This window comes from Rhizobium sp. B21/90 (genome assembly GCF_019355815.1).
In the GTDB taxonomy this organism is placed as follows: Bacteria; Pseudomonadota; Alphaproteobacteria; order Rhizobiales; family Rhizobiaceae; genus Rhizobium; species Rhizobium rhododendri.
In genome coordinates this window covers 136,571-163,172 of record NZ_CP072164.1, presented here as the reverse complement: position 1 = coordinate 163,172, position 26,602 = coordinate 136,571, and the positions used below count along the sequence as shown (strand labels likewise).

The following is a 26,602-nucleotide window of genomic DNA, read 5'->3' as shown; positions in this document are numbered from 1 at the left end:
AAAACCAGCCTTGAATCATGAGCAGAAGAGCTCGGGATTCAGATTTGGACCCGACCTGCAGATCACCATACCGGCCAGCGGCTTCTGTAAACGCCGTATCTGCAGGCCTCACAGAAGACCGCACTCGATCACATGACCTTCGGTTCAAAGACTTCTTGCATCACGGGCGGCAACCACAGAAGATTCAAGAATCTGATGGTACAAGCCAGCGATCCTGACATTGCAGTGCTGATGGCGCGGTTGGCGGCAAATGCTGCCGAAATCGCTGCGCTTAACAGCGTGCGGAAAAAGGCCCTTACTGTGAACGGACTGCCGTGATTCCATGCCTGAGTGATTGGTCGGCAGGAGCAGGACATGCGTGGCAGTGATATGCAGACGGCGGGTCTGTTTTCTTATGTGAGCTGCGAAGCCCGCGTTCCGACAAGCCATCCGCTGCGGGCGATCCGCGCCATTGTGGACGAGGCGCTGGAAGTTCTGTCGCCAGATTTCGAGGCGATGTATTCAGCGATCGGCCGCCCGTCGATCCCGCCGGAGAAGCTGCTGCGTGCCCTGTTGTTGCAGGCCTTTTACACGATACGCTCTGAGCGTCAGCTCATGGAGCAGATGGATTACAATCTGCTGTTCCGCTGGTTCGTCGGCCTGTCGATGGACGCGCTGATCTGGAACGTCACGGTGTTTACCAAGAACCGTGAGCGGCTTCTGGCAGGCGACATCGCCGCCAAGTTTCTGGCCGCCTTGCTGGGCCAGCCGCGGGTGAAGGCGCTGCTGTCGGACGAGCACTTCTCGGTGGACGGCACCTTGATCGAAGCCTGGGCCAGCATGAAGAGCTTCAAACCCAAGGACGGCGCAGATGGTAGCGACACTGACGACAGCGGCTCTGGCGCTGGAGGGAAACGGCCGCCAAAGGCCGCAGGCCGCAACTCTGAGCTTGATTTCCACGGCGAGAAGCGCAGCAACGCAACCCATGCGTCGACCACCGCCCCGGATGCCAGGCTTTATAAGAAGGCCCGTGGTCAGGCGGCCAGGCTTTGCCATATGGGCCACGTCACCATGGAAAACCGCAATGGTCTGGTTGTCGACGCCACGCTGACCCATGCGACCGGAACCGCCGAGCACGAGGCGGCACTGGATATGGTGGGCCGCATGGATGGTCGTCATCGCATCACATTGGCTGCAGACAAAGCCTACGATACGGCCGACTTCGTCGCCGCCTTGTGGGACGCAAAGGTGACGCCACACGTCGCCTAGAACACGACGAACCGACGCTCGGCCATCGACGGTCGGACCACACATCACTCCGGCTACGCTGTCAGTCAGCGCATTCGCAAGCGTATCGAAGAAGTGTTCGGCTGGGCCAAGACCAGCGGCGGAATGCGCAAGACCCGCCATCGTGGAAAGGATCGCGTCGGCTGAATGTTCACCCTGACAGCGACGGCTTATAATCTGCTGAGGCTGCCGAAGCTGCTGACGACGGCATAATCGCGCCCGGAATGCCGAACCAGGCGGATTACGACAAAATGGGCCGACAAGGCCGCTGAAAAAGCCTCATCACGGCCCGCCTTCCAGCCGTCTAGTGCTACAGTGCGTTTACATTCAAATTGTGATTCACTTCCGATGTTTGATGGGAGGGATTTCGATGTCTGTCGCGGGTTGGTCCGGGTGGCATGGCAGCAGGAACTCGATACACTGAAGCAGCGGCTAGGCCCGGTCTTTGGTCGACGTGAACTTCGGGCATCGGCCAGTGCTTTCCTGGACGGTTTGTTGTCCGGAGTTGAGCGCAAGACCGGCTGGTTGATGGCTGAACAGGCAGGTCTGGAGAGCCCGTATCGAATGCAATCGCTGTTGGGGCGCAGCCAATGGGATGCCGACAAGTTGCGCGACGTCGTTCGCACGTATGCAACAGAGGCACTTGGCGATGAGGACGGCGTCCTTGTGGTCGATGAAACAGGATTCCTGAAAAAAGGCACACACTCGGTCGGCGTCGCACGACAATATTCGGGCACGGCTGGACGTATTGAGAACTGCCAGGTCGGCGTCTTTCTTGCCTATGCAAGCCGTTTTGGTCAAACCCTGATTGATCGGCAGCTTTATTTGCCCAAAGACTGGAGCGAAAGCGAAGCGCGTCGTGCTGCGGCTCATATCCCAAACCTATATCCTCCAGGACCATGGCCTACGCAATTCGCACCAAGATCAAAGCCTAGAGTTGAGGAGTATTCGGGAAACTTAACGTCTGTTCGGCGCGCCTAAGACAGATGGTCAGGCCGAGATAGCTGTGGTTTCTTCCAGTCGCTTTCGGCAGCCTGTTGTGGCGGTCGTTTCCCGAGACCCAAAGGTTGGCGATTGTCTGCTGGGCCTTTCGATACGGTCTTCGGTGAGCAAGGCAATATTGTTCACTAAGCTCACACGCAGGATAGTCGCTATGGGCGGACAAACAGCCGTCTATCGAGAACATCTGCATGGCGTAATCACCTAAATGTCTTTGTTCGTTTCGAGCGTCGTAGCGGCTGTCCGACTAAATAAGCGACGGAGTTGCGACAACCCATATGACGACCCCGCTTTGCTTCCCGCGGGTCTGATCAATGTTGTTGTTTCTGGCTTTTTGCAAAGCCGGCTTTTCCGAGCGTTCGGCGCCGAGCGAGTTTAGCGATACGCTCCTGGACAACATCGCTGCTGATATCGGCGGAATCAAACCGGCCGCCATACCAGCGCATGAATTCGCGATGCTGAGGATGCCGCGGTTTGGCCATTTCTTTCAGGAAGTCCGTGAAGCCGGATGTTCGGCCAACATCCTCCGGCGGCGCCCTGAGCTCACCATCGAGGAAGCGCGGATACTCCAGGAACGGATTGCGATCCTTGATGGCTTCGATTGTGATGGCGTGCTGCCAGTTATCACCGAAGTCGTAGGTATAGGTGAAGGTCTACACACCGCGATCGATGAGTGCTGCAATGCAGACGTTGCGAGCGGCATAAGTCTTTGCGGTCGTAGGCGTCTTCAGGATCAGGATCAGGTACATCATATCGTCTACCACCGGCCTTAAACTCGACGAGATGATAATCCTCAAACAGCATCGTGGCCTGAATGACGTCGTGGAGACCCTTGAGGCTCAAGTCAAGTGGCACCTCGATCCTGCGCCAGATCGCTGGTTCCATCCCGTGAGTTGAACGAGCAGGCGAGCTAAAGCGATCGGGCGGGGTCATGGGGCCAAAACCAAGGTTGCGCGTTGATCTTTCCAACTCTGGGGCAGCAATTCCTCGATATGTGTGGTTGGCATGCGCCAGAGCATGCGGAGCAGCCATGCCTGACCGTCGATCTCGTTGAGCTTTGCCGTCACGACTACCTTCGCTACGCAAATGACACTATCGACACCCTGATCGGAATCTGCGAAGAACCACAGTTCATTGAAACCATCTCCCGTCCATTTCGCCCATATCGACCCGATATCGACAGTGAGATCGCAGTTCAACATCGTTGCCGATAACGTTAAGCCGTACGAATTCACAGCTTGTATTGGAGCCACCGCCGTCTAGGCTTGATGGCAAGTTGCATGTCCGGCGAGAATCATCGCCTGCGTGCTGGCAAGGTCGCCAGGAGGCTGATCGGCCAGATCGGTCATGAGAAACGGAACCATATTCCCTCCCATCTTTCCAGTCATATCGCGATCGTACGCTTAAGCCTCGATTTGCTACGTCTGGAATTGCATCGGAAGGCGACCGTCACCCAGCGGTACGGAATTCAACTGCGATGGCATTCCAGATCCTCGCCGTCATCTTGGAGGGCCATCTTTCGCCGGCAGACCTTTGAGCACTTGGAAGGCGATTCCTGCTTCAAATGAAATCGAAAAGTAGAAAACAAAAATCCTGGAGTAACCGATCCTCCCGATAATCATGAACATCAGTTGGCAGCATTTCTTCCGACCGAAGGAGCTGTGTTGGTTATGAGCTTGGGGAGACGAGGAATGCTGAAGGCAACGGGACCGCTGTCGATCGTGTTGCTGGCCTCCGTGTGCCCATCGAGCGACGCCGCCCCACTTTCATCAGCCGAGTTTAACTATTTCGCACGCGAATGCGCCCCATCAGTGGCTCCATCTACGCTTGCTGCGATCGCTCAGGTCGAAAGTCGCTTTGATCCGCTTACTGCGCATGACAATACCACCGGCGAAACACTTCTCTGGCAGAACCAGGCACAAGCAAAGCAAATTGTGACGGACCGTCTCGACGCACGGCATTCGCTGGATGTTGGGCTCATGCAGATCAATTCCAGGAATTTTTCCATGCTCGGTCTGACACCTGAGGAAGCCCTTCAACCGTGCACGTCACTATCTGCTGCAGCAAATTTGCTTGGGAGCCGCTACGCGGGCGGCGACACGGCTGAGGAAGAGCAATTGGCGCTTCGTCGGGCAATCTCTGCCTATAACACCGGTGATTTCACGCACGGCTTTGCGAACGGATACGTGCGAAAAGTCGAAACGGCCGCTCAACAGCTCGTCCCTCCGATAACCGAGCGTCCAAAAGACGATCATGAGAGGCCGAGATCCGAAGAAACTTGGGATGTTTGGGGTTCATACAAGCGCCGTTCTCCGGAGGGCGGGCCCGGCGGTTCATCCGGTCCGCCACCGCCGCCAGACCAGGACAAGCGTAAAGACGACAATCAACCCATATTCGACTTAAATGAAGGAGGTCAGCAATGATGCGATGCTTTGAGAGATACCGTGTACATCTGAATCGCCTTACCCTTTCGAACGCGGTGATGCGCATGGTATCTGGCTATGCGCCGAGCGTGGGTGGTGCAATGGGGTGGAGCATTTTCTCCTCCGGGCCAGCCGCAGCACAATCTGCAGGCGGCGGCACTGACCCGGCCACAATGGTTAACAACATATGCACGTTCATCCTTGGTCCCTTCGGCCAGTCGCTCGCCGTTCTTGGTATCGTGGCCATCGGAATTTCCTGGATGTTCGGGCGTGCTTCGCTCGGCCTCGTTGCCGGTGTTGTCGGCGGCATTGTCATCATGTTTGGAGCTAGCTTCCTCGGCAAAACGCTGACTGGCGGTGGCTGATGAATGATCGGCTAGAAGAAGCGACCCTTTACCTGGCGGCGACACGACCCGCATTGTTTCTTGGGGTGCCACTGACATTGGCAGGGCTATTCATGATGTTTGCGGGCTTTGTCATCGTTATCGTTCAGAACCCGCTGTATGAAGTCGTTCTGGTGCCCTTATGGTTCGGAGCGCGGCTTGTTGTGGAGCGAGACTACAATGCGGCCAGCGTCGTTCTACTGTTTTTGCAGACGGCGGGAAGGAGCGTTGATGGTCTGATTTGGGGCGGCGCAAGCGTTAGCCCAAATCCGATCAAGGTTCCCGCGCGAGGGAGGGGAATGACGTAATGCTCGGCGCAAGTGGCACGACCGAAAGGTCTGGTGAGGTTTATCTACCCTATGTCGGGCACCTCACCGACCATGTTGTCCTTCTAGAAGACGGATCGATCATGACGATGGCGCACGTTAGTGGGATGGCCTTCGAACTCGAAGACCCTGAAATGCGCAATGCACGTTGCCGTGCGCTCAACACGCTCTTGCGCAATATCGCCGATGATCATGTGTCAATATACGCTCACCTCGTACGTCATGATGATGTCACGCCGTCACCTCCGCGACATTTCCGCAGCGAGTTCTCCGCCAATCTGAGCGAAGCTTTTGAGCAGCGCGTTCTCACCGGCAAACTCCTTCGCAATGACCATTTCCTTACGCTGATCGTGTTTCCCCAGACGACGCTTGGCAAAGTGAGGAGGAGGTTCAGTAAACTCTACAGACAAAAGGAAAACGATCTCGCAAGTCAAATCAGGAATCTGGAAGATCTCTGGCATGTTGTCGCTGGCGCTCTCGAAGCGTACGGCCTGCGCCGTCTCGGTATTCGTGAGAAGCAAGATGTGCTTTTCACGGAAGTTGGAGAAGCCCTGCGGCTAATAATGACTGGTCGATTCGCGCCGGTTCCGGTCGTTAGCGGTTCGCTCGGCGCCTCGATTTATACCGACCGAGTTATTTGCGGCAAGCGAGGACTCGAGATCCGAACCCCGAGAGACAGTTACGTTGGATCTATTTACTCGTTTCGCGAATACCCTGCGCGGACGCGACCGGGTATGCTCAACGCGCTACTGTCACTCGATTTTCCGCTTGTTCTGACACAGAGCTTCTCGTTCCTGACTCGCGCTCAAGCCCACGCGAAGCTCAGCCTCAAGTCCAGCCAGATGTTGAGTTCTGGCGACAAAGCCGTCACCCAAATCAGCAAATTATCTGAGGCGGAGGACGCCCTGGCGAGCAACGAATTCGTTATGGGGTCGCATCATTTGAGTCTTTGCCTATATGCAAATGATCTCAATAGTCTGGCCGATAGAGGTGCGCGGGCCCGGACGCGATTGGCGGATGCCGGAGCCGTTGTTGTCCAAGAGGGCATCGGCATGGAGGCGGCTTATTGGTCGCAGCTACCAGGCAACTATAAGTGGCGTACGCGTCCGGGAGCGATCACTTCGCGCAACTTCGCAGGTTTGGTCTCATTCGAGAATTTTCCCGAGGGTTCTGGGTCAGGTCATTGGGGCGAGGCGATTGCACGCTTTCGCACCAATGGTGGAACGCCTTTTGACTACATCCCGCATGAGCACGATGTTGGCATGACGGCAATATTCGGTCCCATCGGGAGGGGTAAGACAACGCTCATGACCTTTATCCTCGCCATGCTCGAGCAGAGCATGGTCGACCGCGCTGGTACGATTGTCTTCTTCGATAAGGACCGCGGCGGTGAGCTGCTGGTTCGCGCGACTGGAGGAACATATTTGGCACTCCGCAGAGGAATGCCGAGCGGATTGGCGCCATTGCGTGGCCTGGAAAATACAGCGACCTCTCATGATTTTCTGCGCGAATGGATCGTGGCGCTCATTGAGAGCGATGGCCGCGGAGGAATATCCCCCGAGGAGAATCGCCGTCTGGTGCGGGGCATCCATCGACAGCTCTCGTTTGATCCACATATGCGCTCAATCGCCGGGTTACGCGAATTTCTGTTGCATGGACCCGCCGAAGGTGCGGGAGCGCGACTCCAACGGTGGTGCCGTGGCAACGCACTGGGCTGGGCCTTCGACGGCGAGCTCGACGAAGTAAAGTTGGATCCCTCGATTACAGGCTTCGATATGACGCATCTTCTCGAATATGAGGAAGTATGCGCGCCCGCCGCGGCATATCTTTTGCACCGCATTGGCGCCATGGTCGACGGCCGTCGCTTTGTGATGAGTTGCGATGAGTTTCGCGCCTATTTGCTAAACCCTAAATTTTCAGCGGTCATCGACAAGTTTCTGCTTACCGTTCGCAAGAACAATGGGATGCTGATACTGGCAACACAGCAGCCTGAGCATGTTCTGGAATCGCAACTAGGCGCCAGTCTCGTCGCGCAATGCATGACGAAGATCTTCTATCCTTCACCGACGGCAGATCGATCGGCTTATATCGACGGACTGAAATGTACTGAAAAGGAATTTCAGGCGATCCGCGAAGACATGGCAGTAGGTAATCGGAAGTTTTTGCTTAAACGAGAGAGCGGAAGCGTCATCTGCGAATTCGATCTGCGGGAAATGCGCGAATATGTCGCCGTTCTTTCGGGACGCGCCAACACGTTGCGATTTGCAGATCAGCTTCGCGAAGTGCAGGGGGACGACCCGTCCGCGTGGCTCAGCGAATTCATGGCCCGTTACCACGAGGCAAGAGATTGATGAAAGGTGGAAAGCTATGAAGGCCACGCAATTCGCTGCTGCGGCCCTGGCCGTCAGCCTTCTTTCGGTAGGACCTGCGCGAGCGCAGTTCGTTGTTAGTGATCCGGCGACGGAAGCTGAGACGCTGGCGACGGCGCTCGAGACTGCGGCTAATCTTGAACAGACCATAACGATGGTGGCAATGTTAACGTCGGCATATGGCGTCACCGGCCTGCTAACTTCGCTCAACCAGAAAAATCAGTATCCCTCAACCAGAGAGCTGGACAAGGAGATGTTTTCGGCGCGGATGCCTATGTCGACCACGGCTCATACGATCACCGATGATGCAGATCGTGCTGTAGTTGGTGGCGATGCAGAAGGGGAGCTTTTGCGGTCGCAGATAACAGGTTCTGCGAATAGTACCGGTATTGCAGCTGACAACCTGGAGGCGATGGACAAGCGCTTGACGGCGAATGCCGAGACCACAGCACAGCTTTCTCGTTCTCACAACATCATGCAGGCAACTGTCACCAACGGTCTGCTTCTCAAGCAGATTCACGACGCAATGATTCAAAATATCCAGGCGACCAGCTTGTTAACGATGACCACCGCGCAGGCTGGCCTTCATGAGGCGGAAGAGGCGGCCGCTCAACGCAAAGAGCATCAAAAGACCGCTACCATTTTTGGGGTGGTCCCCTGAGACAGGCAATTTATTCGTGCCTCCCATCTGGGCATTTCAGGGTGCGTGTTCATTCAGCGAAGCCAGTCAAGATCAGGTCCAAACGATGAACTTCACGATTCCGGCGCCGTTCACATCCATTCATACGATCTTCGATTTAGCCTTTACAACAAGCCTGGACACGATGCTGGGGACGATTCAGGAGGCGGTAAGCGCGCCATTGATCGCTTGTGTCACCCTTTGGATTATGGTCCAAGGTATTCTAGTCATGCGTGGCGAAATCGAGGTGCGGGGCGGCATCACACGCGTGATCACGGTCACTGTCGTTGTTGCCCTTATAGTCGGGCAGGCAAACTACCACGATTACGTTGTTTCAGTCTTTGAAGAGACTATTCCGAACTTTGTTCAGAAGTTTAGTGGCAGCGGCCTTCCACTGCAGACGATACCCACTCAGCTGGATACAATGTTTGCCCTAACCCAAGCCGCATTTCAGAAAATTGCATCTGAAATTGGGCCGATGAACGATCAGGACATCCTTGCTTTTCAGGGGGCTCAGTGGGTCTTTTACGGCACACTCTGGTCTGCGTTTGGAATCTATGACGCTGTCGGAATTCTGACGAAAGTGCTTTTGGCGATCGGTCCGCTGATCCTTATAGGATATATCTTTGATCGCACTCGCGACATTGCGGCCAAGTGGATCGGGCAACTTGTCACCTATGGTCTCCTGCTCCTCCTGCTAAACCTCGTTGCGACGATAGTCATTCTAACCGAAGCGACTGCGCTCACCCTTATGCTCGGTGTCATTACTCTTGCCGGGACGACCGCGGCTAAGATCATTGGTCTTTACGAACTCGACATGTTCTTTCTCACCGGTGACGCGCTCATTGTCGCTTTGCCGGCGATCGCCGGCAACATTGGAGGCAGCTATTGGAGCGGCGCGACCCAATCTGCCAACAGTGTGTACCGCCGCTTCGCTCACGTAGAGCGACGCTAGGTCGCGCGAAAAAATCGCGTCAATGGAGAAACTTTATGAAATATTGCCTGCTGTGTCTGGCACTCGCTTTAACTGGCTGCCAGACAAACGACAAATTGGCGAGCTGCAAAGGCCCAATATTCCCGCTAAATGTGGGGCGTTGGCAGCCTCTGCCGTCAGATCTTCAGCGCAGCAACGCGGGTGGACGCCATGAAGGGGTCTGAATACGCCTTGCTGGTAGGGCGGGAAACCCTGGCTGAGCACTATAAGGAAGTGGAATCCTTTCAAACTGCGCGTGCCAAATCAGCGCGGCGTCTCTCCAAGGTCATTGCAGCTGTCGCAACCGTAGCTATCTTGGGGAATGTTGCCCAGGCGTTCACCATTGCTACCATGGTGCCGCTGATCAGGCTCGTGCCGGTATACCTATGGGTACGGCCGGACGGAACAGTCGACAGCGAGGTATCCGTCTCCCGACTGCCGGCAACACAAGAGGAGGCCGTCGTTAACGCCTCACTGTGGGAATATGTTCGGTTGCGCGAGAGTTATGATGCCGATAGCGTTCAGTACGCCTATGACCTGGTATCGAACTTCAGCGCCCCGACAGTGCGCCAAGATTATCAGCAATTCTTCAACTATCCTAACCCAAGTTCCCCTCAGGTCATCCTCGGGAAACGCGGTAGGCTGGCGGTCGAACACATCGCTTCAAATGATGTCACCCCGGGTGTGCAGCAAATCCGGTATAAACGAACCCTCGTCGTTGACGGCAAAATGCCGGTCGTGAGTACTTGGACTGCCACAGTTCGCTATGAAAAGGTGACCAGCTTGCCCGGTAGATTGAGGTTGACCAATCCGGGAGGCTTGGTTGTCACCTCCTACCAGACATCGGAAGATACCGTTTTGAACGTAGGCCACGGCGAACCATGACGAAAAAAGCATTTCTCACTTTGGCATGCATACTCCTCGCAGCGATTGGCGCAAAGGCTGAAGACGCGCCAACCGCGGGCAGACTTGATCCGCGCATGCGTTATCTGGCTTACAATCCCGATCAAGTGGTGCGCCTTTCGACGGCGGTTGGAGCAACTTTGGTTGTTACATTCGGGGCTAACGAAACGGTGACCGCAGTTGCCGTTTCCAATAGCAAAGATCTCGCGGCCCTTCCGCGCGGAAATTATCTATTCTTCAAGGCTAGCCAGGTTCTTCCGCCCCAGCCAGTGGTCGTGCTAACCGCGAGCGACGCCGGTATGCGACGCTACGTTTTCAGCATCTCATCCAAGACGCTGCCGCACCTCGATAAAGAGCAGGCCGATCTCTACTACAGCGTACAATTTGCTTACCCTGCCGATGACGCGGCGGCTCGCCGGAAGGAGGCACAAGAGAAGGCTGTTGCAGACCGTCTACGTGCGGACGCACAATATCAACGGAGGGCGGAGGATCTGTTGGATCAGCCTTCCACGACCGTTGGTGCCGGGGACAAGAATTGGCACTATGTCGCCCAAGGCGATCGCTCGTTGTTGCCGCTCGAAATCTTCGACGATGGATTTACGACGGTATTTCACTTCCCAGGCAATGTACGCATGCCGTCCATCTACACGATCAGTCCGGATGGCAAGGAAGCTGTCGCCAACTATTCAGTCAAAGGGAGCTATGTCGAGATTTCTTCGGTTTCCCGTGGTTGGCGTCTGAGGGATGGCCAAACGGTACTATGCATTTGGAATACTGCTTACGATCCCGTCGGCCGCAAGCCGGAGACAGGCACTGTGAGGCCTGATGTGAAGCGCATCCTAAAGGAGGCGAGACGATGAACGACGACAATCAGCAATCGGCGCATGATGTCGATGCGTCCGGGTCGCTGGTCTCCGACACACATCGCCGGCGCCTTTCGGGGTCTCAAAAGTTGATGGTAGGAGGTGTCGTTCTCGCGCTATCCCTTAGCCTCATTTGGCTTGGCGGGCGTCAAAAGAAGGAAAACGGGAACGCACCGCCGTCAACCATGATCGCCACGAACACCCAGCCATTTCATCCGGTTCCGATTGCAGTTACGCCCGATCCTCTGCCTGCCCAGGAAGCTGTTCAGCCGACTCCACAAGCGCGAAGTGAGCCGGAACGGCATGAACCGCGTCCGGAAGAAACACCGATTTTTGCGTACACCAGTGGTGATCAAGGAACCAGCAAGCGCGTTCAACAGGGCGAAATGGATCGAGGACGCGGAGGCAATGGGGAAGACGGCCCTTTGCCCAAGGTTGAAGTGTCCGCCGAGAATGATCTGTCGATACGCATGAAACCCACCGAGCTGCAGCCGACCAGAGCTATGCTCTTGCCTCATCCCGACTTCATGGTGACCGAAGGGACGATTATCCCGTGCATCTTGCAAACGGCAATCGACACCAATTTGGCAGGTTATGTGAAATGCGTGTTACCCCAGGATGTTCGTGGAACAACGAATAACGTTGTGCTTCTCGATCGCGGCACCACCGTCGTCGGCGAGATCCAGCGCGGGCTACAACAGGGGGATGCGCGCGTTTTTGTCCTCTGGGATCGTGCGGAGACACCCGATCATGCCATGATTTCGCTTGCATCACCAAGCGCTGACGAGCTCGGTCGTTCGGGTTTGCCGGGCACGGTCGATAATCACTTCTGGCAGCGCTTTAGCGGGGCCATGCTCTTGAGTGTCGTCCAAGGTGCCTTCCAGGCAGCGAGCACCTACGCTGGCAGCTCGGGCGGAGGGATGAGCTTCAACAGCTTCCAGAATAACGGTGAACAAACGGCCGACACAGCCCTCAAGGCCACCATCAACATACCGCCAACCCTGAAGAAAAATCAGGGCGATACGGTCTCCATTTTTGTCGCACGGGACCTCGATTTCTCAGGCATATACCAGCTTCATATGACTGGCCGCGCCGTGCATGGGCGGGATCGCCGTCCATAACGAATTCAACTTTTAGATTGCAGATGAGGTACGATACAAATGGAGGTGGACCCACAATTACGCATCCTTCTCAAGCCGATTTTGGAATGGCTCGATGACCCGAGGACCGAAGAAGTGGCGATAAATCGACCAGGAGAGGCATTTGTGCGCCAGGCTGGCGTTTTCACCAAATTTCCTTTGTCTGTCTCCTATGATGATCTGGAAGACATCGCTATTTTAGCAGGCGCGCTGCGAAAACAGGACGTTGGACCACGCAACCCACTTTGCGCCACTGAACTTCCAGATGGCGAGCGGTTGCAAATTTGTTTGCCGCCGACGGTACCGTCGGGCACCGTCAGCTTGACGATTCGACGGCCAAGCTTCCGTGTTTCTGGGCTCAAAGAAGTCTCGTCCCGTTACGATGCTCCAAGGTGGAACCAGTGGCAAACACGAAAAATGCGCCAAGATCAGCATGATGAAGTTATCCTGCGGCACTATGACAACGGGGATCTGGAAGCGTTTCTGCATGCATGCGTCGTTGGGCGGTTGTCGATGCTGCTTTGCGGCCCTACCGGGAGCGGCAAGACAACGATGAGCAAGACCTTGATCAGCGCTATCCCGCCGCAGGAAAGGCTGATCACCATCGAAGACACGCTCGAGCTCGTCATTCCACACGAGAACCACGTGCGGCTGCTTTATTCTAAGAATGGGGCTGGGCTGGGCGCAGTGACCGCTGAGCACCTGCTTCAAGCTAGTCTGCGCATGCGACCGGACCGAATACTGCTCGGCGAGATGCGCGACGATGCCGCGTGGGCATATCTGAGCGAAGTGGTCTCAGGGCATCCGGGATCGATTTCCACAATACATGGCGCCAATCCTGTTCAAGGTTTCAAAAAGCTGTTTTCGCTCGTGAAAAGTAGCGTGCAAGGGGCCAGCTTGGAAGACCGCACGCTGATTGACATGCTCGCAACGGCGATCGATGTCATCATACCCTTCCGTGCCTACGATGACGTTTACGAGGTTGGTGAAATCTGGCTTGCGGCAGATGCGCGCCGGCGCGGTGAGACGATAGCTGATCTTCTCAACCAACGGTAGTTTCAGCTACTGTTTAAAATATCATGGGAATGTTACAAAATTACATTTGTAGCAAAGCTCAGCAATCTTTGTCATCAAGCTGAAACATATTGTTTGCATTTTTGTCCTGCACGGCTTAGCCGGTATTTTGCCGAAGTGCCCGTATAGTGAGAAAAAATTGACGAGTGGGGTCTAACGCATACAGCCTTTGGATGCATAGATTCTGTTAAGCTGCAAAGGGGTGGCCAGGATCCTAGATTGAAAGGTGAACCGTTGAAACACGTTCTTGTCATCGATGACGATGTCGCTATGCGGCATCTTATAGTCGAGTATCTTACCATCCATGCCTTTAAGGTGACGGCGGTAGCCGACAGCAAGCAGTTCAATCGTGTACTTTCCAACGAGACGGTCGATGTCGCGGTTGTCGATCTTAATTTGGGTCGCGAAGATGGGCTTGAAATTGTTCGCACTCTGGCGACAAAATCCGATGTTCCAATGATAATCATTAGCGGTGATCGGCTTGAGGAGGCGGACAAAGTTGTTGCACTCGAGCTGGGAGCAACCGATTTTATCGCCAAACCTTTTGGGACCCGCGAATTTCTGGCGCGGATCCGTGTTGCGTTGCGCGAGCGGCCCAGCGTCGCGCGTACGAAAGACCGACGCTCATTTTATTTCGCAGACTGGACACTGAATATCAGGCAACGCCGTTTGATTTCGGAAGAGGGCGGAGAGATTAAACTCACGGCAGGTGAGTTTAATCTTCTTGTAGCCTTCCTGGAGAAGCCGCGCGACGTTCTATCCCGCGAGCAGCTTCTGATCGCCAGTCGGGTGAGAGAGGAGGAGGTGTATGACAGAAGTATTGACGTCCTCATTTTACGGCTGCGCCGAAAGCTTGAGGGGGATCCGACAAGCCCCCAATTGATCAAGACTGCAAGAGGTGCTGGCTATTTCTTTGACGCGGACGTCAACGTTTCCTACGGGGGTATGATGGCGGCCTGACGCAGAGGTGCATTTCGCCATAAGCAGTCTGTTCCTGGCATCAGCTGATCGATATGTCGCCCGCAAAGCTGCCTTTCGTCGCCCTCTCTTTTGAGAGATCATCTTTTAGTTGTTTTCTCCCCAGCAAAGAAAGATGCAAGCGCGGCGGTAGCTAGCTTGTGGCCAAAAGCTCGGGCAGTCTCCAATCCTAATGGATCAAAGTGATTGCGAGCGACTTCTAGTAGCGGTACCGGGAACATGCGGGAGGTCTGAACGATGATGGATTTTTCGGAAGCTGTCTGAGGGATCGGATAACTCTTCGGAGCTGTGCGAAACGATCCGTCTGCCAGCATCTTTTCGAAATCGCCAAGCGCACGGCGCAAGATCATTTGTAGCGACTTGGAAGGGCTGTATTGAAGGATCAGGTTGTCATAGATTTTCGACACCTGCGGCGCGGGCGGCCGCGCTGAAAGGAAGACCTGGATCTTTTCCGGCGCTGTCGTCGAACTCAGAGCATCCACGGTAAGCATCGATTGCCGATCAGCACTGGGATGACGCTTGGCGACGGCCGGGGCAGGTCGTCGATCTTCCTGGTCGGGATTTTCTGGCGGCTGCGGTAGGGCCGAGTTTTGGGTGGCAACAGGCAAGTGAGCATGGACCATTTCGGGTCGAGCGGCGGCAAGCCGCCTGGCCTCCCCGACAGACAAAGCGGGTTTGCGAATTCCCATCTTCACCTCTCTAAAGCTTCGCCAACCAATTTGGAGATGGTGACGAGTTCCTCCATCGCGATCCTGAGATTCCGTTCGAGGAGGCGCATCGACGGATCGGTTCTCATATTCAGCAATGTGAGATGCAACATTCCACGTTCCTTCATCGCGGCAAATGCGTCTCTCTCGTGCATCGGAGATTGCACAACTGGAAGGCTTGCGAGCATGTCTGACATTGCACGCTGCGATGTGGTCAGCCGACCGACCGGGACACGTTGGCGCAATACGGCTGTCGGAATTGCCAAGTTCTCGCTCAGCAGCAGCTCAATGACATAGCGGTAGGTCGACAATGCTTCGTCGATATCGAGCGGAGTTAACATCGTCGGGATTAGAAGCAGGTTTGAGCTGGCAATGATCGTGTTGTTGAGCTCGCTCGAACCGCCATGCGTATCGGCCAGCGCATAGTCAAATCCCTTGAGCTCGGCATCCTCATAGGCCGCCTCAAGGAGTGACATTTCCTCGGCGGCATAAACTTCGCAGAATGAGTCCCAGGTATTGCTGCGTAGGGCGTTTTCTTTCCATCGCGTTAGTGGTCGGTTTTCATCGGCGTCGAAGAGAGCCACTCGACGACCGTCACTTGCAAGAGCGGCGCAAAGGCCCATGAGTGCCGTGGTTTTGCCGGCACCTCCTTTGAAGGAGCAAAATGTCAGAAGTTTCATGTCCTTATCCTGCTAGTGTTGTGAAATGGAAGTGCGTCTGTATTTTTGTTTGTGTGTAGGATGTTGCGATTATTCATGAATAAGAAAATAATTATCCGAATTATATTTCATTTTTGTTATAGAATAGTTGCAAATGTAACAATTATAGAGGAAATAATCCTTATCTGTTCTTGATTCCAGTTTTTATAGGCGTAGATTTTCGTCTGCCCCGATGGGAAAGTTATGCGACGGGGCAATTTAGATCATTCGCTCTTCTATGGAGGGAGCTATGTCGCAAGGCAGTAAGCCCACCTCAAGTGATATTGCCATCAACCAGCGCGTAGGCGCCACGGTTGAAGGTTTCAGGGTCGTGAGTACACGGTTGCGATCGGCCGAATATGAAAGTTTCTCTCACCAGGCACGCTTGCTGGGGCTCTCCGACAGCATGGCCATCCGAGTTGCGGTGCGCCGCATTGGCGGCTTTCTCGAAATCGATGCAGAGACACGTCACAAAATGGAAGCCATACTTCTGTCCATAGGAACGCTCTCAAGCAACATTGCCGCGCTGCTATCTGCCTATGCTGAAAATCCGACAATGGATTTGGAGGCTCTGCGAGCCGAACGTATCGCTTTCGGTGAATCTTTCGCTGACCTCGACGGCTTGCTTCGTTGCATTTTATCCGTATCACGCCGACGGATCGACGGTTGCTCCATGCTGAAAGACTCCTTGTAGCGCTGCCGTAGCACATGGCGGGGAAGATGTTGGATGCCCGATCGAGCTCAAGTTATCATTCGCATTGTACCGGGAGGCGGGACCAAGACCCTTCAACAGATTATCAATCAGTTGGAATATCTATCCCGGAAGGGCAAGCTGGAGCTGCAGCGTTCGGCTCGGCATCTCGATATTCCCCTTCCACCGGATCAAATCCACGAGCTTGCCCGAGGCTGGGTTCAAGAGACTGGAACTTATGACGAAAGTCAGCCAGACGAGGAAAGGCAGCAGGAGTTGACCACCCATATTATTGTAAGCTTCCCAGCGGGTACCAGCCAGGCGGCAGCTTATGCGGCGAGTCGGGAGTGGGCTGCCGAGATGTTTGGGTCAGGCGCAGGGGGTGGCCGCTACAACTATCTTACAGCCTTCCACATCGATCGCGATCACCCACACCTGCATGTCGTCGTCAATCGTCGCGAACTTTTGGGACACGGGTGGCTGAAGATATCTCGGCGCCACCCACAACTGAATTACGACGCCTTGCGCGTCAATATGGCTGAGATTTCGCTTCGCCACGGCATTGTCCTCGATGCGAGCTCGCGAGCGGAACGTGGTATCTTTGAGCGGCCGATCACCTATGCCCAATTTCGGCGCCTTGAGCGGCAGGCTCGTCAAATCCGTTTCGAAAACGCCGATTTGGAACAGTCGTCATCGCAAGGAGATCATCCAGAATTCAGCCAATCGTCCGATACAGCCCCGTTTGACGCATCCGCGGGCGGATCAGAGAGCATACCTCGGCCCAACAATCGGCAGAACGGGTCGCAAGTTCATCTTCACGAGCCAGCCGGATCGAGCAACGGAGCCAGTGGCAGCGTACGGATTGCATTGGAGACACAGCGCCTTGCCATTTTCGCGGACGACATAGAGAGCGGCTCTCCGCCTGTTTCCGATGTTCGCGCCGGCAACGCAAACGGCACTTCCGATCTTCCTCGCTCAACTGCCGCGCGCGCGACAGACTACAGCCAGCGGTGGTCAAAACGTCCTCGTGACGACGACGAAGGGCCGAGTGGCGCAAAACGTGTGAGATTGGAAGGTATGGCAGTTGGGCCCGAGGCGAACGCCGGCGAACGAGATAGCCGTGGTGATCCCGTCGCACTGCCGGCCGAAACGTCTCGGCCGTCTTCATTGCAGGACATGGCGCGGCCCAGCACCGCGACCGATCCATTGTCTGCTTCAGGCCACCTTGAGCAACGGAGAGGCGCTCCTTCAAAGCGTCCGCGTGAAGAAGATGATGGAGGACCGAACGAACGCAAACGCACGAGAGATGATCGCAGCCAGGACGGGCGCGGTGGAAATAGAAGATAGAGAAGGACAGAGTCATGGCAAATGAAGAGTTCACCGGACACTTTGCGCGTCCCGCTCCTGTGGCGAATGACGAAGGGCGTCGGACCACATCGACCTCCATTCCCGCACACGCAATGGCTGCTCGAGAAGATGGCCGGGACACTTCTGTCGCAGTAACTTTGTCGCGTCCACCAAATTCAGGCATCCCGGACGGCATCCCAGAAACATCGGCGAGCGGCCGACGGCTTGTAGCGGCTCATCCGCAGGATGCCGCAATGCCGCCAGGGTTATCCGGAACCCGCACGGATCTACCTGCAATTTTGCGGAAGAATAACGGCGATTTCCGCACCGCCATGCAGCACTGGCGTGAGCTACTACACGAAAATCCCGATAAGCGCGACAGGGAAGCCAGTGCGTTGCCAGATTTAGGAGCAAGGGGCATAAAGCGACCGCGCGAAATCGAGCATCCCGGCGATGCAAATAGATCAGTCACACGGCGGCAAATCGGCTTAGGCAGAGAGATCGATACGGTCGCGGCATCTTCGCTCGTGAACCGTGATACATGGGTCGCGCATTCGTCGAACGGGCAAGGCGGGCCGCAAGCGGGCGTGTACAATGTCCAGCCATCGGCAGACAGAGCACCGGAGACCTCGCAGGAAAGCTCGACGTTACCCGACGCCACCTCTGTTTCCGCTCTCTATTCGGGTCCACCCTCAGAATGGTTCGGGAGAGATACCGGTTACGAGACCGATAGAAATTCGGGTGACACCATCTCGGCGCCGATCCGAGGGCTAGAGGAACTCGAAGATTCAGCGGACAGCCGGTACTTTGGCCACGAAGCTCCGAGTCTTTCAGAGAACGTGACAACGTCAATTTCGAATGCTGAAGCAAGTTCTCATAGCGAACACACTGAAATTCTCGACGATGTCAGCAGTGCCCGCTCGGGCGAACAGGGGAGGGGTGGCGATGGCGGAGCAATCCTTGGGTTCTCTCATGACCTTTCACCGCATCCGCAGAGGTTACCACAAACAACCCCCGATGACTTCCCCGAGTTGACCAACGCCGCCATGGCAGAAATCGATGCGATATTCGAATCTCTCTCCCAGAAGTCCCTGGCGAGGGAGAGCGCCGCACCGGGCTTGCATGAGCCCGTATCAGGGGACGCTTTCCAGAAAGAAGGTACTTCCGACAGGGCTGATGGCATGCCCTCTAACGGGGAGCCACCGGTTGAGCAGGCTGGCGGACATTTACCGCAAGCGCTGAGGTCCTCGGGAGCGGAGCTCGATGATTTCTCTTGGTTGACCGACGCCGCGCTGGCAGAAATCGATGCACTGATCAAATCTCATTCCAATAGATCCCCATCGGTGCGGAATGCCGCACCGGATTTGCGCGGCGCGGGATTAGACAACGCCGTTGGGAAAGACAGCGTTATCGAACACGCAGAGAAGATCTCGATCGATAGTCCGAGGCCTGCCAGATTGAATGGTGAGCGTTCACCGAAGGCACAGAAGTCATCGCAAGCAAGCCTTGCGGATTTTCCCGATCTAACTGACGCCGAATGGTCACATATAGAAGAAACGGAGCGGATCGCAATAACCGCTATTGAAAAGGGGAAGCAAAAAATCTCGACCAAAGCCGATACGCGGTCTGGTTTCGGCAACTCTTCTGTACCCCAGGTTGCCAACCGATCAGGTACTCCGATGGTTCCCAATACCAATCAGCCAATTCCATTGTGGTACCACAAGGCAGAGAATATTTCTGACGGCTTGGTAGAGGACACTCACATCACGCCGGCCGTTGTGAGTTCTAGGAGGCGAAATGACGCCGAAAACGCCTCTACCAGGTTTGGTGACCCTGCTCCTGCCTTGAGGCATTACAATCTTGGTAGAACTCTCGAGGCGACGCCCGTTCGTGACGTGATATCTGGCACCAGCAGGGACCGAGGGCTGACCGCTCATGCGGCAGATCAATTGGCAATAGACGACAGTCGGAAACGGACTGACCGTGATCGCAAGACACAGCCTTATATAAGGGGACTGGATTCGCGTTCACGTGAAGGTTACGGGCGGTAATTGCTGGATTGTTTGCGGCAACACCCAAATACAAAGCGCGATTTGCGATCGATCGAAGAATCTCGGTGAAGTGATGAATTCGAGCAAGATTACGCCCCAGCGTTTAGCTCTCAGCATCGTATGTTCGCTAGCGGCCGGTTTTTGTGCGGCAAGTCTCTATGCAACATTCCGCCATGGTTTCGATGGCGAAGCGATGATGACGTTTAGCGTCTTCGCCTTTTGGTACGAGACCCCGCTCTATATCGGTCATGCGACCCCCGTCTTCTTTTGCGGCTTATCCATTATCATCGCGACATCTGTGGTTGTGCTGTTAAGCCAACTCATCATATCGCTGCGTAACCGCGAGCATCATGGCACGGCTCGTTGGGCGGCATTTGGCGAAATGCGGCACGCCGGTTACCTGCAGCGTTATAATCGTATCAAGGGGCCCGTCTTTGGGAAGACCTGTGGCCCTCTTTGGTTCGGCAACTATCTGACCAATGGTGAGCAGCCTCACAGTCTTGTTGTCGCGCCAACACGTGCCGGTAAAGGCGTTGGCGTCGTTATTCCGACACTCCTAACCTTCAAGGGTACGGTGATAGCCCTCGACGTCAAAGGCGAGCTTTTTGAGCTGACGTCCAGAGCCCGCAAATCGAGCGGCGACGCCGTTTTCAAGTTCTCACCTCTGGATCCAGAGCGACGAACTCATTGTTACAATCCCGTCCTCGATATTGCAGCTTTACCGCCCGAGCGGCAGTTCACCGAGACTCGCCGTCTCGCCGCGAACCTGATCACCGCCAAAGGCAAGGGTGCGGAAGGCTTCATCGACGGTGCACGGGACCTTTTTGTTGCGGGCATCCTTACCTGTATTGAGCGTGGTGCGCCAACGATTGGTGCGGTCTACGACCTATTTGCCCAACCTGGAGAGAAGTACAAACTTTTTGCGCACCTCGCGGAAGAAAGCCGAAATAAAGAGGCTCAGCGCATTTTCGACAATATGGCGGGCAACGACACGAAAATTTTGACCTCCTATACGTCGGTGCTCGGCGATGGTGGACTTAACCTGTGGGCTGATCCACTCGTCAAAGCAGCCACAAGTCGATCGGATTTTTCCGTCTATGATCTGCGTCGAAAGAGGACCTGCGTTTATCTTTGTGTCAGCCCCAATGACCTTGAGGTCGTGGCGCCATTGATGCGCCTCCTTTTTCAGCAGGTCGTGTCGATTCTGCAGCGATCACTGCCGGGTAAAGATGAGCGGTATGAAGTTTTATTTCTCCTCGACGAATTTAAACACCTGGGCAAACTGGAGGCGATCGAGACCGCGATTACAACCATCGCTGGTTACAAAGGTCGCTTCATGTTTATTATTCAGAGTCTCTCGGCCTTGTCGGGCACCTATGACGAGGCAGGCAAACAAAACTTTCTCAGCAACACTGGCGTGCAAGTGTTTATGGCCACCGCTGACGACGAAACGCCGACCTATATCTCAAAAGCTATCGGCGAATATACCTTCCAGGCGCGTTCGACCTCATACAGTCAAGCCCGTATGTTCGATCATAACATCCAGATTTCCGATCAGGGGGCACCGCTTTTGCGCCCGGAACAGGTGCGCCTGCTCGATGATAAAAGTGAAATCGTCCTTATTAAGGGGCAGCCGCCTCTCAAATTGAGAAAGGTGCGATATTATTCAGATCGTATGCTGAGGCGCCTTTTCGAATGCCAAATTGGCGCCCTCCCTGAGCCCGCATCTTTGATGCTTGCGCAAGATGTCCATCAGGATGGGCAAGATCATCTCAGTCAACAAGCTGCGGTCACGGCGGCGCTGGGCTTAGGTGACATCGATTCTCTAGTGAACAATGGGGAAACTCTTACACAGCAAAACAGTGATATGAATGACGAACAGGATAACCTTGCAATTGGAATAGACGCCCCCCAGGTCTCGGTTGAAATCGACGACGTTTTGGAAGACGCCAATGCCCGTGGTGTGGCGCCAGTTTCCAGTGTTCCCGCTGAAATGGCTCCAGCTCTGAGTGCACAACAGCAGCTGCTGGGGCAGATCATTGCGCTTCAGCAACGATCTAGACCTGTGTCCTCAAATCCCATCGAATAATTTGAGGCTGTTTTTAACATTGGGACCATTCGATGGACGGCGTCGTCACCTGTTGCGGTTCTATCGAATGCGGCGCTAGTCTCCGAGGTTGCCGATTGAGCAGATATCGCCATGAAACCGTCAGGAAACCCGAAAGTCGACCTTAGCGGTTCGGCTACATCGCTTCCCGAAGTTCCCGCCGGAGCTACCCCTGTCCTTTATCCAATCGAGCCCCGGAGCCGTCGGGCTGATGACTCGTTTGAGGATCAAATCGCTCACGGCGAATATACATCTGGACACCTCTAAAAACCTCCCCATTTTCCGCGTTTCATGATTCAATCCGGCCAGTGTGATTTTCTGGGAGCGGATGATGCGTGGGCAACCGGGCTTTTGGGATTTGGATGATCGTTACGAACGGCTGAGTGCCGTCGGCGATCCGCTGGAGAAGCTCAACAGCATCATTCCATGGGCGATATTTGAAAAACCTTTAGCGAAGGCGCTGAAGCGGTCCGACGGATCGAAGGGTGGACGTCCACCATTTCCGTCGGTTCTGATGTTTAAAATCCTGGTGCTGCAAGCGCTTTATAATCTCTCCGACGACCAAGCGGAGTTTGTTATCCAGGACCGGCTGTCGTTTATGCGTTTCCTTGGCCTTTCCCTTTCGCAGAAGGTGCCGGATGCCAAGACGATCTGGCTGTTCCGAGAGAGTTTGGTGCGTGCAGGTGCCATTGATAATCTGTTTGCCCGTTTCGACAAGCATCTCTCACGTTCCGGATATCTGGCCAAAGGCGGGCAGATCGTTGACGCCACGATCATCCAGGCTCCCAAGCAACATAACAGCCAGGACGAGAAAGACGCGATCAAGGCCGGCGAAATCCCTGAGGACTGGAAGGATAAACCCGCCAGGCTGGCCCAGAAGGACCGCGACGCGCGATGGACAGTGAAGTATTCCAAGGCGAAACGGCCAACGGAGACGCCGACGTCGACGACGACTGACCAGCACGATATTGCCATTCCAATGTTTGGTTACAAAAACCATGCAGGCATCGACCGAGCCCATGGCTTTATCCGGGGATGGACGGTGACGAGTGCGAGCGCCCATGACGGAGCCCAGCTTCGAAACGTAGTGACCAAAGACAATACCGCGTCGACGGTCTGGGCCGATACGGCCTATCGCTCCAAGACCAACGAGGAATGGTTGCAGGACAATGGCCTAAAGTCCGACATCCATCAGAAGAAGCCAAAGGGCAAACCCATGCCGGAGGCGATGTCGCGCGCCAACGGCCGTCGTTCGAAGGTCCGCTCCGCCATCGAACATGTCTTTGCGCGGCAGAAGGACAAGATGAAGCTCTTCGTGCGCACCATCGGAATCAGCCGAGCGAGGGTGAAGATCGGCATGGCCAATATCACCTACAACATGCTTCGCTATGTCTGGCTGACTGGAAAACCACGGACCGCATAACGCGCAGCTGGCCGGAAGGCCGAAATGCATGCCGCAGATGCGGCAATCATCACAAAAAATGGGCGATCATCCGCGCGAGTTCATCGCGGAAATACATCCACGGCACCATCTTGCCAACTGCGACCGGTAAATCGAGGTGTCCGATTGCGATCAACCAGCAGAGCGAAGTGGTCATCCACCGTCCCAACGGTCAAATCCGGGACAAGGATTCCTACGGTCGCGACCCGTTCCCGCCACGTGGTTAAAACCTGAGGCCGCCTGGAGTGAGGCGGCCTCTTCATCAAAGGAGAGAAGAAATGCAGTTTGAAGGCGCATTAGTTCGCGAGCAGGGCGTCACATTCGCCATCGTCATTGTTAAGCCGCACGTTCTCAACAGCGGCCCTCAAGCCGATGAGGTTGCTTATAGCTTCCAGCCAGCATTCCCCGGCGTGCCGATTGTTCTCATGGCGCAAAACAGCCGGGGCATCCCGACATATCGTGGTCGACGTGATCTCGTTAATTTTCTGGGCATCCAGGGTCCTCTTCTTGGCAGATGAAGATCCAGACGTACGGCAATCGGTACGGCCGCGGGCGCGGAAAAAATCCGCGCCCGCGAGGGGACAACCTATGGTCGGGCTGCGCCCTCCCAAGTCGGAGGTCTCGCCGCCCGTCAGGACGAAGCATGGAGGGCTGCTGCGCGACATTGAACTTGACTGGTCAGCGACATCGCTGGTGACGCGAGGGGACCTATCCAGCTCTGGAGCTATTGTTTCTCGAGCGATCGGTTGAATAGAGTTCCTGGCGCAAACGTTGATAGCTTTCTGCTAGTCTCTCGCTTACTTTTTCCACCTCGCCCAACTTACCGTCGGATACGATATTGGATGATGTTATGCGTAATACGGCTGCTTCGAGTTCACCTAACTCGGTGTCATTTCGAGTTGCCGGATTGTTCGATGAACGTGTCTCTTGTGATAGAGAATTTTTGAAATCGTGTTCTATGTTCCAATACAAGTCTTCGTGGTTGCCATCACCACTTCGAAGCTCCTCAATACGACTACGATGTACATCTGATAGGAAATTCTGCGCACACACGAGAAATTCGGCGGCACTTCCCTGATCGTCAGAATGGTCAGCTCTGTCAAACAGATGGAGCGCGTGATCAATTAAACGATTTTTATCATTCGCATCGAATAAGTCGAGCTTCTCTTTGAGCAATTGCAGAGCCTCAGCTTGCTTTTGCTGTTCGGGGAGATGGAGTACTTGGTCAACGAGTGTCGTTCTACGCTGTGACGTCTGGAAATCGATGATCGGAGTGACACTCTTGAGCCTTGGCGGCGTCACAGCCTGGTCATCGCGCGGGACCACGTTTTCAAACAGCCTGCTTGCAGACGTCCCGAGACGATTAAGCTTACGTTTAAATTCGCCGGTAGGCCCATCTTTCAGCATTTGCCTCGCTTCACGGCCAGCCTTTTCGAACCTTCCGAGCTCGGCGGCTGTTTTTACTGGATCGGGAGTAACCAGCCTGGAGAATATCTCTGCGACTGAATCTGTGTTCATATTCTTATGGAGTCCGGAACTTTCGCTACTATAGATCTTACCGGGGTTTTCCGCATTCAATCGCTTCATCGTCATATTTCCTTTCGAGCCGCGTCACCGAAAGCACACGTGAACTTTGATTTTAGAGACAGGCATGGTTATCGACCGAAGTACGAATTTCAACCAATTTTGCCTTACAATCGTAAGAGGGATTGAGTGCCGAAGATCGAGAAGGGAAACCTTGGTCAACGGTTGAGGTCGACTATGGTCGACATACGCTTGACGATCAGGACGGGTCTCAATCCTACATTTTAGCTACAGTTGCCCGGATGACAGGACGGTGCCGCAATGACTATCCCCATCGAGACGGCCGCTCTTCGGAGCACGTTTGAGCACGCGGTAATCAATCTCACTTTCAGTGGAGATGAAATTTGCATAATTGATGATAAATAGTATGCGGCGTCCACGCCCCATTGATTTTTCAGTTGCAGCGGCTTGATAGTATTGCCTTTGGGGTCGGATGTGAGCTCACCGACGAGTATCTGACGAGCTCATTGTGAGGACTTGATGCGGGCGGCATAGGCCCAAGGCATTAGGGCATTGATGTCTTTGGCGAGGTGGCCGTTTGCGAGGCGGGTGAAGAGGTCGCACAGATAGGCGTAAGGCTCAATTCCATTCATTTTACATGTGCCGATCAAGCTGGCAAACCGGGCCCAATTTCGGCCCCCTTCATCGTGGCCGGCGAAGAGCGCATTGCGGCGGTTCATGGCCGGGCGACGGATCGCGTTTTCCACCAGGTTGGAGTCAATATCGACATGGCCGTCGTCTAAGAACAATCTGAAGCCGTCTTGCCGCGTCAGCAGTATGCCAAGGCTTTTCCAAGATCTGACTTGCGTGAGACACGTGCAGCCTGAGCCGCGATCCATGTGAAGAACTTGTCCACCAGCGGGAGCGACAACTCCTGTCGGACTGCCCGACGATGTTCGGGCTCATTGCCTCGAATACTGTCTTCGATCTTGTAGAGCGCGGCGATGCGAATGAGCGCCTCATCAACGATGGGTGATCCGCTCTTCGGCGTGGCCTTGATCAGCTTTCTGCGCCCGTGTGCCCAACAGAAAGCCAGTTTCAAGGGATCGCCGCCCACACGCTCCGACGTGGCAAGGTGAGAGTAACCACCGTAGGCGGTGGAGTGGACGCCCCCCGACGGCATCAAATGTGCCATAGTGCGGGTGCTTAGACCTACAAGGAGGACGTCCATGAATGAGATTAGCATCATCGGCCTGGATCTGGCAAAGAACGTGTTCCAGATCCATGGCTCAGGTTCCGACGGGAGCGTCGCTCTTCGTAAGAAGCTGAACCGTGGAAGATTGCTTGAGTTCTTCGCCCAGCTTCCCATCTGTGTTGTCGCAATGGAAGCCTGCGCCAGCGCCCATTATTGGGGACGAGAAATCGGCAAATTCGGTCATGAGATTAGACTGATCAACCCGTCTTACGTGAAGCCCTTCGTCAAACGCCAAAAGAATGATGCCGCCGACGCCGAAGCTATCGCAGAGGCGGCTTCGCGACCGACGATGCGGTTCGTGAGCGTCAAAAGTGCCGAGAAGCAGGCTTCATCCATGGCGTTCAAGGTTCGCGACCTGGACACCTCTAAAAACCTCCCCATTTTCCGCGTTTCATGATTCAATCCG

Annotated in this window: 28 protein-coding genes and 3 pseudogenes; 24 read left to right on the top strand and 7 right to left on the bottom strand. The window is 54.9% G+C overall.

Translation table 11 applies throughout. The features are described from left to right. The first annotated feature begins 132 nt into the window (after positions 1-132). The 3 genes and pseudogenes from J5278_RS26770 to J5278_RS26760 all read left to right on the top strand — a co-directional run bounded on the left by J5278_RS26770 (position 133) and on the right by J5278_RS26760 (position 2,247). Positions 133-318, top strand: coding sequence for a hypothetical protein (locus tag J5278_RS26770; RefSeq protein ID WP_111221706.1), 186 nt, complete (start codon positions 133-135; stop codon positions 316-318). A gap of 36 nt (positions 319-354) precedes the next feature. Further along, positions 355-1,479, top strand: a pseudogene (locus J5278_RS26765) (IS5 family transposase). 180 nt (positions 1,480-1,659) lie between these two features. Next, a complete protein-coding gene (locus J5278_RS26760) occupies positions 1,660-2,247 on the top strand; it encodes an IS701 family transposase (protein ID WP_374108330.1) in 588 nt (195 codons plus the stop codon). A gap of 329 nt (positions 2,248-2,576) precedes the next feature. Here J5278_RS26760 and J5278_RS31350 read toward each other — a convergent pair whose 3' ends face one another. From J5278_RS31350 to J5278_RS26750, 3 genes are read right to left on the bottom strand one after another with little or no spacing between them, the layout of a single operon-like run. Next, positions 2,577-2,858 (bottom strand): plasmid pRiA4b ORF-3 family protein, encoded by a 282-nt coding sequence (locus J5278_RS31350; protein WP_257623511.1) that lies wholly within the window; start codon positions 2,856-2,858, stop codon positions 2,577-2,579. 31 nt (positions 2,859-2,889) lie between these two features. Then, the gene (locus J5278_RS31345) at positions 2,890-3,150 is read right to left on the bottom strand and encodes a plasmid pRiA4b ORF-3 family protein (RefSeq protein WP_257623510.1); all 261 of its coding nucleotides are present in this window, start codon (positions 3,148-3,150) and stop codon (positions 2,890-2,892) included. Positions 3,151-3,194: 44 nt separating this feature from the next. Continuing rightward, positions 3,195-3,464, bottom strand: a complete 270-nt coding sequence (locus J5278_RS26750) for a transposase domain-containing protein (RefSeq protein WP_209186627.1) — start codon at positions 3,462-3,464, stop codon at positions 3,195-3,197. Positions 3,465-3,545: 81 nt separating this feature from the next. Between J5278_RS26750 and J5278_RS26745 the strand changes: the two genes are divergently transcribed. The 13 genes from J5278_RS26745 (at position 3,546) to J5278_RS26685 (ending at position 14,357) form a co-directional block, all read left to right on the top strand. After that, on the top strand, positions 3,546-3,833 hold the full coding sequence (locus J5278_RS26745) for a hypothetical protein (RefSeq protein ID WP_133255646.1): 288 nt from the start codon (positions 3,546-3,548) through the stop codon (positions 3,831-3,833). 123 nt (positions 3,834-3,956) lie between these two features. Then, a complete protein-coding gene (locus tag J5278_RS26740) occupies positions 3,957-4,688 on the top strand; it encodes a type IV secretion system lytic transglycosylase VirB1 (protein WP_111221704.1) in 732 nt (243 codons plus the stop codon). Positions 4,689-4,747: 59 nt separating this feature from the next. Next, entirely contained in the window at positions 4,748-5,053 is a 306-nt protein-coding gene (gene virB2, locus J5278_RS26735) for a pilin major subunit VirB2 (protein ID WP_374108329.1), read from the top strand. Beyond that, on the top strand, positions 5,053-5,379 hold the full coding sequence (locus J5278_RS26730) for a type IV secretion system protein VirB3 (RefSeq protein WP_111222028.1): 327 nt from the start codon (positions 5,053-5,055) through the stop codon (positions 5,377-5,379). The genes virB2 and J5278_RS26730 overlap by 1 nt, the downstream gene beginning before the upstream one ends. Continuing rightward, positions 5,379-7,748 (top strand): VirB4 family type IV secretion/conjugal transfer ATPase, encoded by a 2,370-nt coding sequence (locus J5278_RS26725; protein WP_219259425.1) that lies wholly within the window; start codon positions 5,379-5,381, stop codon positions 7,746-7,748. Before J5278_RS26730 ends, J5278_RS26725 begins: the two co-directional genes overlap by 1 nt. A gap of 16 nt (positions 7,749-7,764) precedes the next feature. Then, entirely contained in the window at positions 7,765-8,427 is a 663-nt protein-coding gene (virB5, locus tag J5278_RS26720; RefSeq protein WP_111222010.1) for a pilin minor subunit VirB5, read from the top strand. Positions 8,428-8,512: 85 nt separating this feature from the next. Continuing rightward, positions 8,513-9,400, top strand: a complete 888-nt coding sequence (locus J5278_RS26715; protein WP_111222012.1) for a type IV secretion system protein — start codon at positions 8,513-8,515, stop codon at positions 9,398-9,400. A 35-nt stretch (positions 9,401-9,435) separates the two neighbouring features. After that, on the top strand, positions 9,436-9,603 hold the full coding sequence (locus J5278_RS26710; protein WP_111222009.1) for a type IV secretion system lipoprotein VirB7: 168 nt from the start codon (positions 9,436-9,438) through the stop codon (positions 9,601-9,603). After that, positions 9,590-10,303: a type IV secretion system protein VirB8 gene (locus J5278_RS26705; RefSeq protein WP_111222008.1), complete on the top strand. Its 714-nt coding sequence runs from the start codon at positions 9,590-9,592 to the stop codon at positions 10,301-10,303. The genes J5278_RS26710 and J5278_RS26705 overlap by 14 nt, the downstream gene beginning before the upstream one ends. Next, positions 10,300-11,181 carry a P-type conjugative transfer protein VirB9 gene (gene virB9 / locus J5278_RS26700; RefSeq protein ID WP_111222007.1) on the top strand — a complete coding sequence of 294 codons (882 nt, stop codon included), beginning with the start codon at positions 10,300-10,302 and terminating at the stop codon, positions 11,179-11,181. Before J5278_RS26705 ends, virB9 begins: the two co-directional genes overlap by 4 nt. Next, positions 11,178-12,305, top strand: a complete 1,128-nt coding sequence (gene virB10, locus J5278_RS26695; protein ID WP_209230064.1) for a type IV secretion system protein VirB10 — start codon at positions 11,178-11,180, stop codon at positions 12,303-12,305. Before virB9 ends, virB10 begins: the two co-directional genes overlap by 4 nt. A gap of 39 nt (positions 12,306-12,344) precedes the next feature. Next, positions 12,345-13,379 (top strand): P-type DNA transfer ATPase VirB11, encoded by a 1,035-nt coding sequence (virB11, locus tag J5278_RS26690; protein WP_111218202.1) that lies wholly within the window; start codon positions 12,345-12,347, stop codon positions 13,377-13,379. 252 nt (positions 13,380-13,631) lie between these two features. Continuing rightward, positions 13,632-14,357: a response regulator gene (locus J5278_RS26685; RefSeq protein ID WP_111218204.1), complete on the top strand. Its 726-nt coding sequence runs from the start codon at positions 13,632-13,634 to the stop codon at positions 14,355-14,357. A gap of 98 nt (positions 14,358-14,455) precedes the next feature. On the opposite strand, the gene J5278_RS26680 is transcribed toward J5278_RS26685, so the two are convergent. Further along, on the bottom strand, positions 14,456-15,064 hold the full coding sequence (locus tag J5278_RS26680; protein WP_111218205.1) for a conjugal transfer protein VirC2: 609 nt from the start codon (positions 15,062-15,064) through the stop codon (positions 14,456-14,458). A 2-nt stretch (positions 15,065-15,066) separates the two neighbouring features. After that, positions 15,067-15,762, bottom strand: a complete 696-nt coding sequence (locus tag J5278_RS26675; protein WP_111218207.1) for a conjugal transfer ATPase VirC1 — start codon at positions 15,760-15,762, stop codon at positions 15,067-15,069. 268 nt (positions 15,763-16,030) lie between these two features. On the opposite strand from J5278_RS26675, the gene virD1 reads away from it, so the two are divergent. From virD1 to J5278_RS26640, 7 genes are all read left to right on the top strand, one after another. Next, complete coding sequence (gene virD1 / locus J5278_RS26670; RefSeq protein ID WP_209186973.1) at positions 16,031-16,474, top strand: T-DNA border endonuclease subunit VirD1; 444 nt, start codon at positions 16,031-16,033, stop codon at positions 16,472-16,474. Positions 16,475-16,507: 33 nt separating this feature from the next. After that, the gene (locus J5278_RS26665) at positions 16,508-17,818 is read left to right on the top strand and encodes a T-DNA border endonuclease VirD2 (RefSeq protein ID WP_219259422.1); all 1,311 of its coding nucleotides are present in this window, start codon (positions 16,508-16,510) and stop codon (positions 17,816-17,818) included. A 14-nt stretch (positions 17,819-17,832) separates the two neighbouring features. Continuing rightward, positions 17,833-19,869 carry a protein virD3 gene (locus tag J5278_RS26660; protein ID WP_111218210.1) on the top strand — a complete coding sequence of 679 codons (2,037 nt, stop codon included), beginning with the start codon at positions 17,833-17,835 and terminating at the stop codon, positions 19,867-19,869. Positions 19,870-19,942: 73 nt separating this feature from the next. Next, on the top strand, positions 19,943-21,958 hold the full coding sequence (gene virD4, locus J5278_RS26655) for a type IV secretion system ATPase VirD4 (RefSeq protein ID WP_209186974.1): 2,016 nt from the start codon (positions 19,943-19,945) through the stop codon (positions 21,956-21,958). Positions 21,959-22,307: 349 nt separating this feature from the next. Further along, positions 22,308-23,399, top strand: a complete 1,092-nt coding sequence (locus J5278_RS26650; RefSeq protein ID WP_209187069.1) for an IS5 family transposase — start codon at positions 22,308-22,310, stop codon at positions 23,397-23,399. Then, positions 23,396-23,644 carry a DUF2188 domain-containing protein gene (locus tag J5278_RS31800; protein WP_374108339.1) on the top strand — a complete coding sequence of 83 codons (249 nt, stop codon included), beginning with the start codon at positions 23,396-23,398 and terminating at the stop codon, positions 23,642-23,644. The genes J5278_RS26650 and J5278_RS31800 overlap by 4 nt, the downstream gene beginning before the upstream one ends. A gap of 51 nt (positions 23,645-23,695) precedes the next feature. After that, positions 23,696-23,935 (top strand): hypothetical protein, encoded by a 240-nt coding sequence (locus tag J5278_RS26640; protein WP_164498236.1) that lies wholly within the window; start codon positions 23,696-23,698, stop codon positions 23,933-23,935. A gap of 190 nt (positions 23,936-24,125) precedes the next feature. Here the strand turns inward: J5278_RS26640 and J5278_RS26635 are convergent, their stop codons facing one another. Together J5278_RS26635 and J5278_RS26630 are read right to left on the bottom strand one after the other, a co-directional pair. Continuing rightward, positions 24,126-25,004, bottom strand: a complete 879-nt coding sequence (locus J5278_RS26635) for a hypothetical protein (protein WP_111219129.1) — start codon at positions 25,002-25,004, stop codon at positions 24,126-24,128. Positions 25,005-25,465: 461 nt separating this feature from the next. Continuing rightward, positions 25,466-26,100, bottom strand: a pseudogene (locus J5278_RS26630) (IS66 family transposase); the annotation flags it as partial. A 70-nt stretch (positions 26,101-26,170) separates the two neighbouring features. Between J5278_RS26630 and J5278_RS26625 the strand changes: the two are divergent. After that, a pseudogene (locus J5278_RS26625) lies at positions 26,171-26,554 on the top strand (IS110 family transposase); the annotation flags it as partial. Positions 26,555-26,602 lie beyond the last annotated feature (48 nt).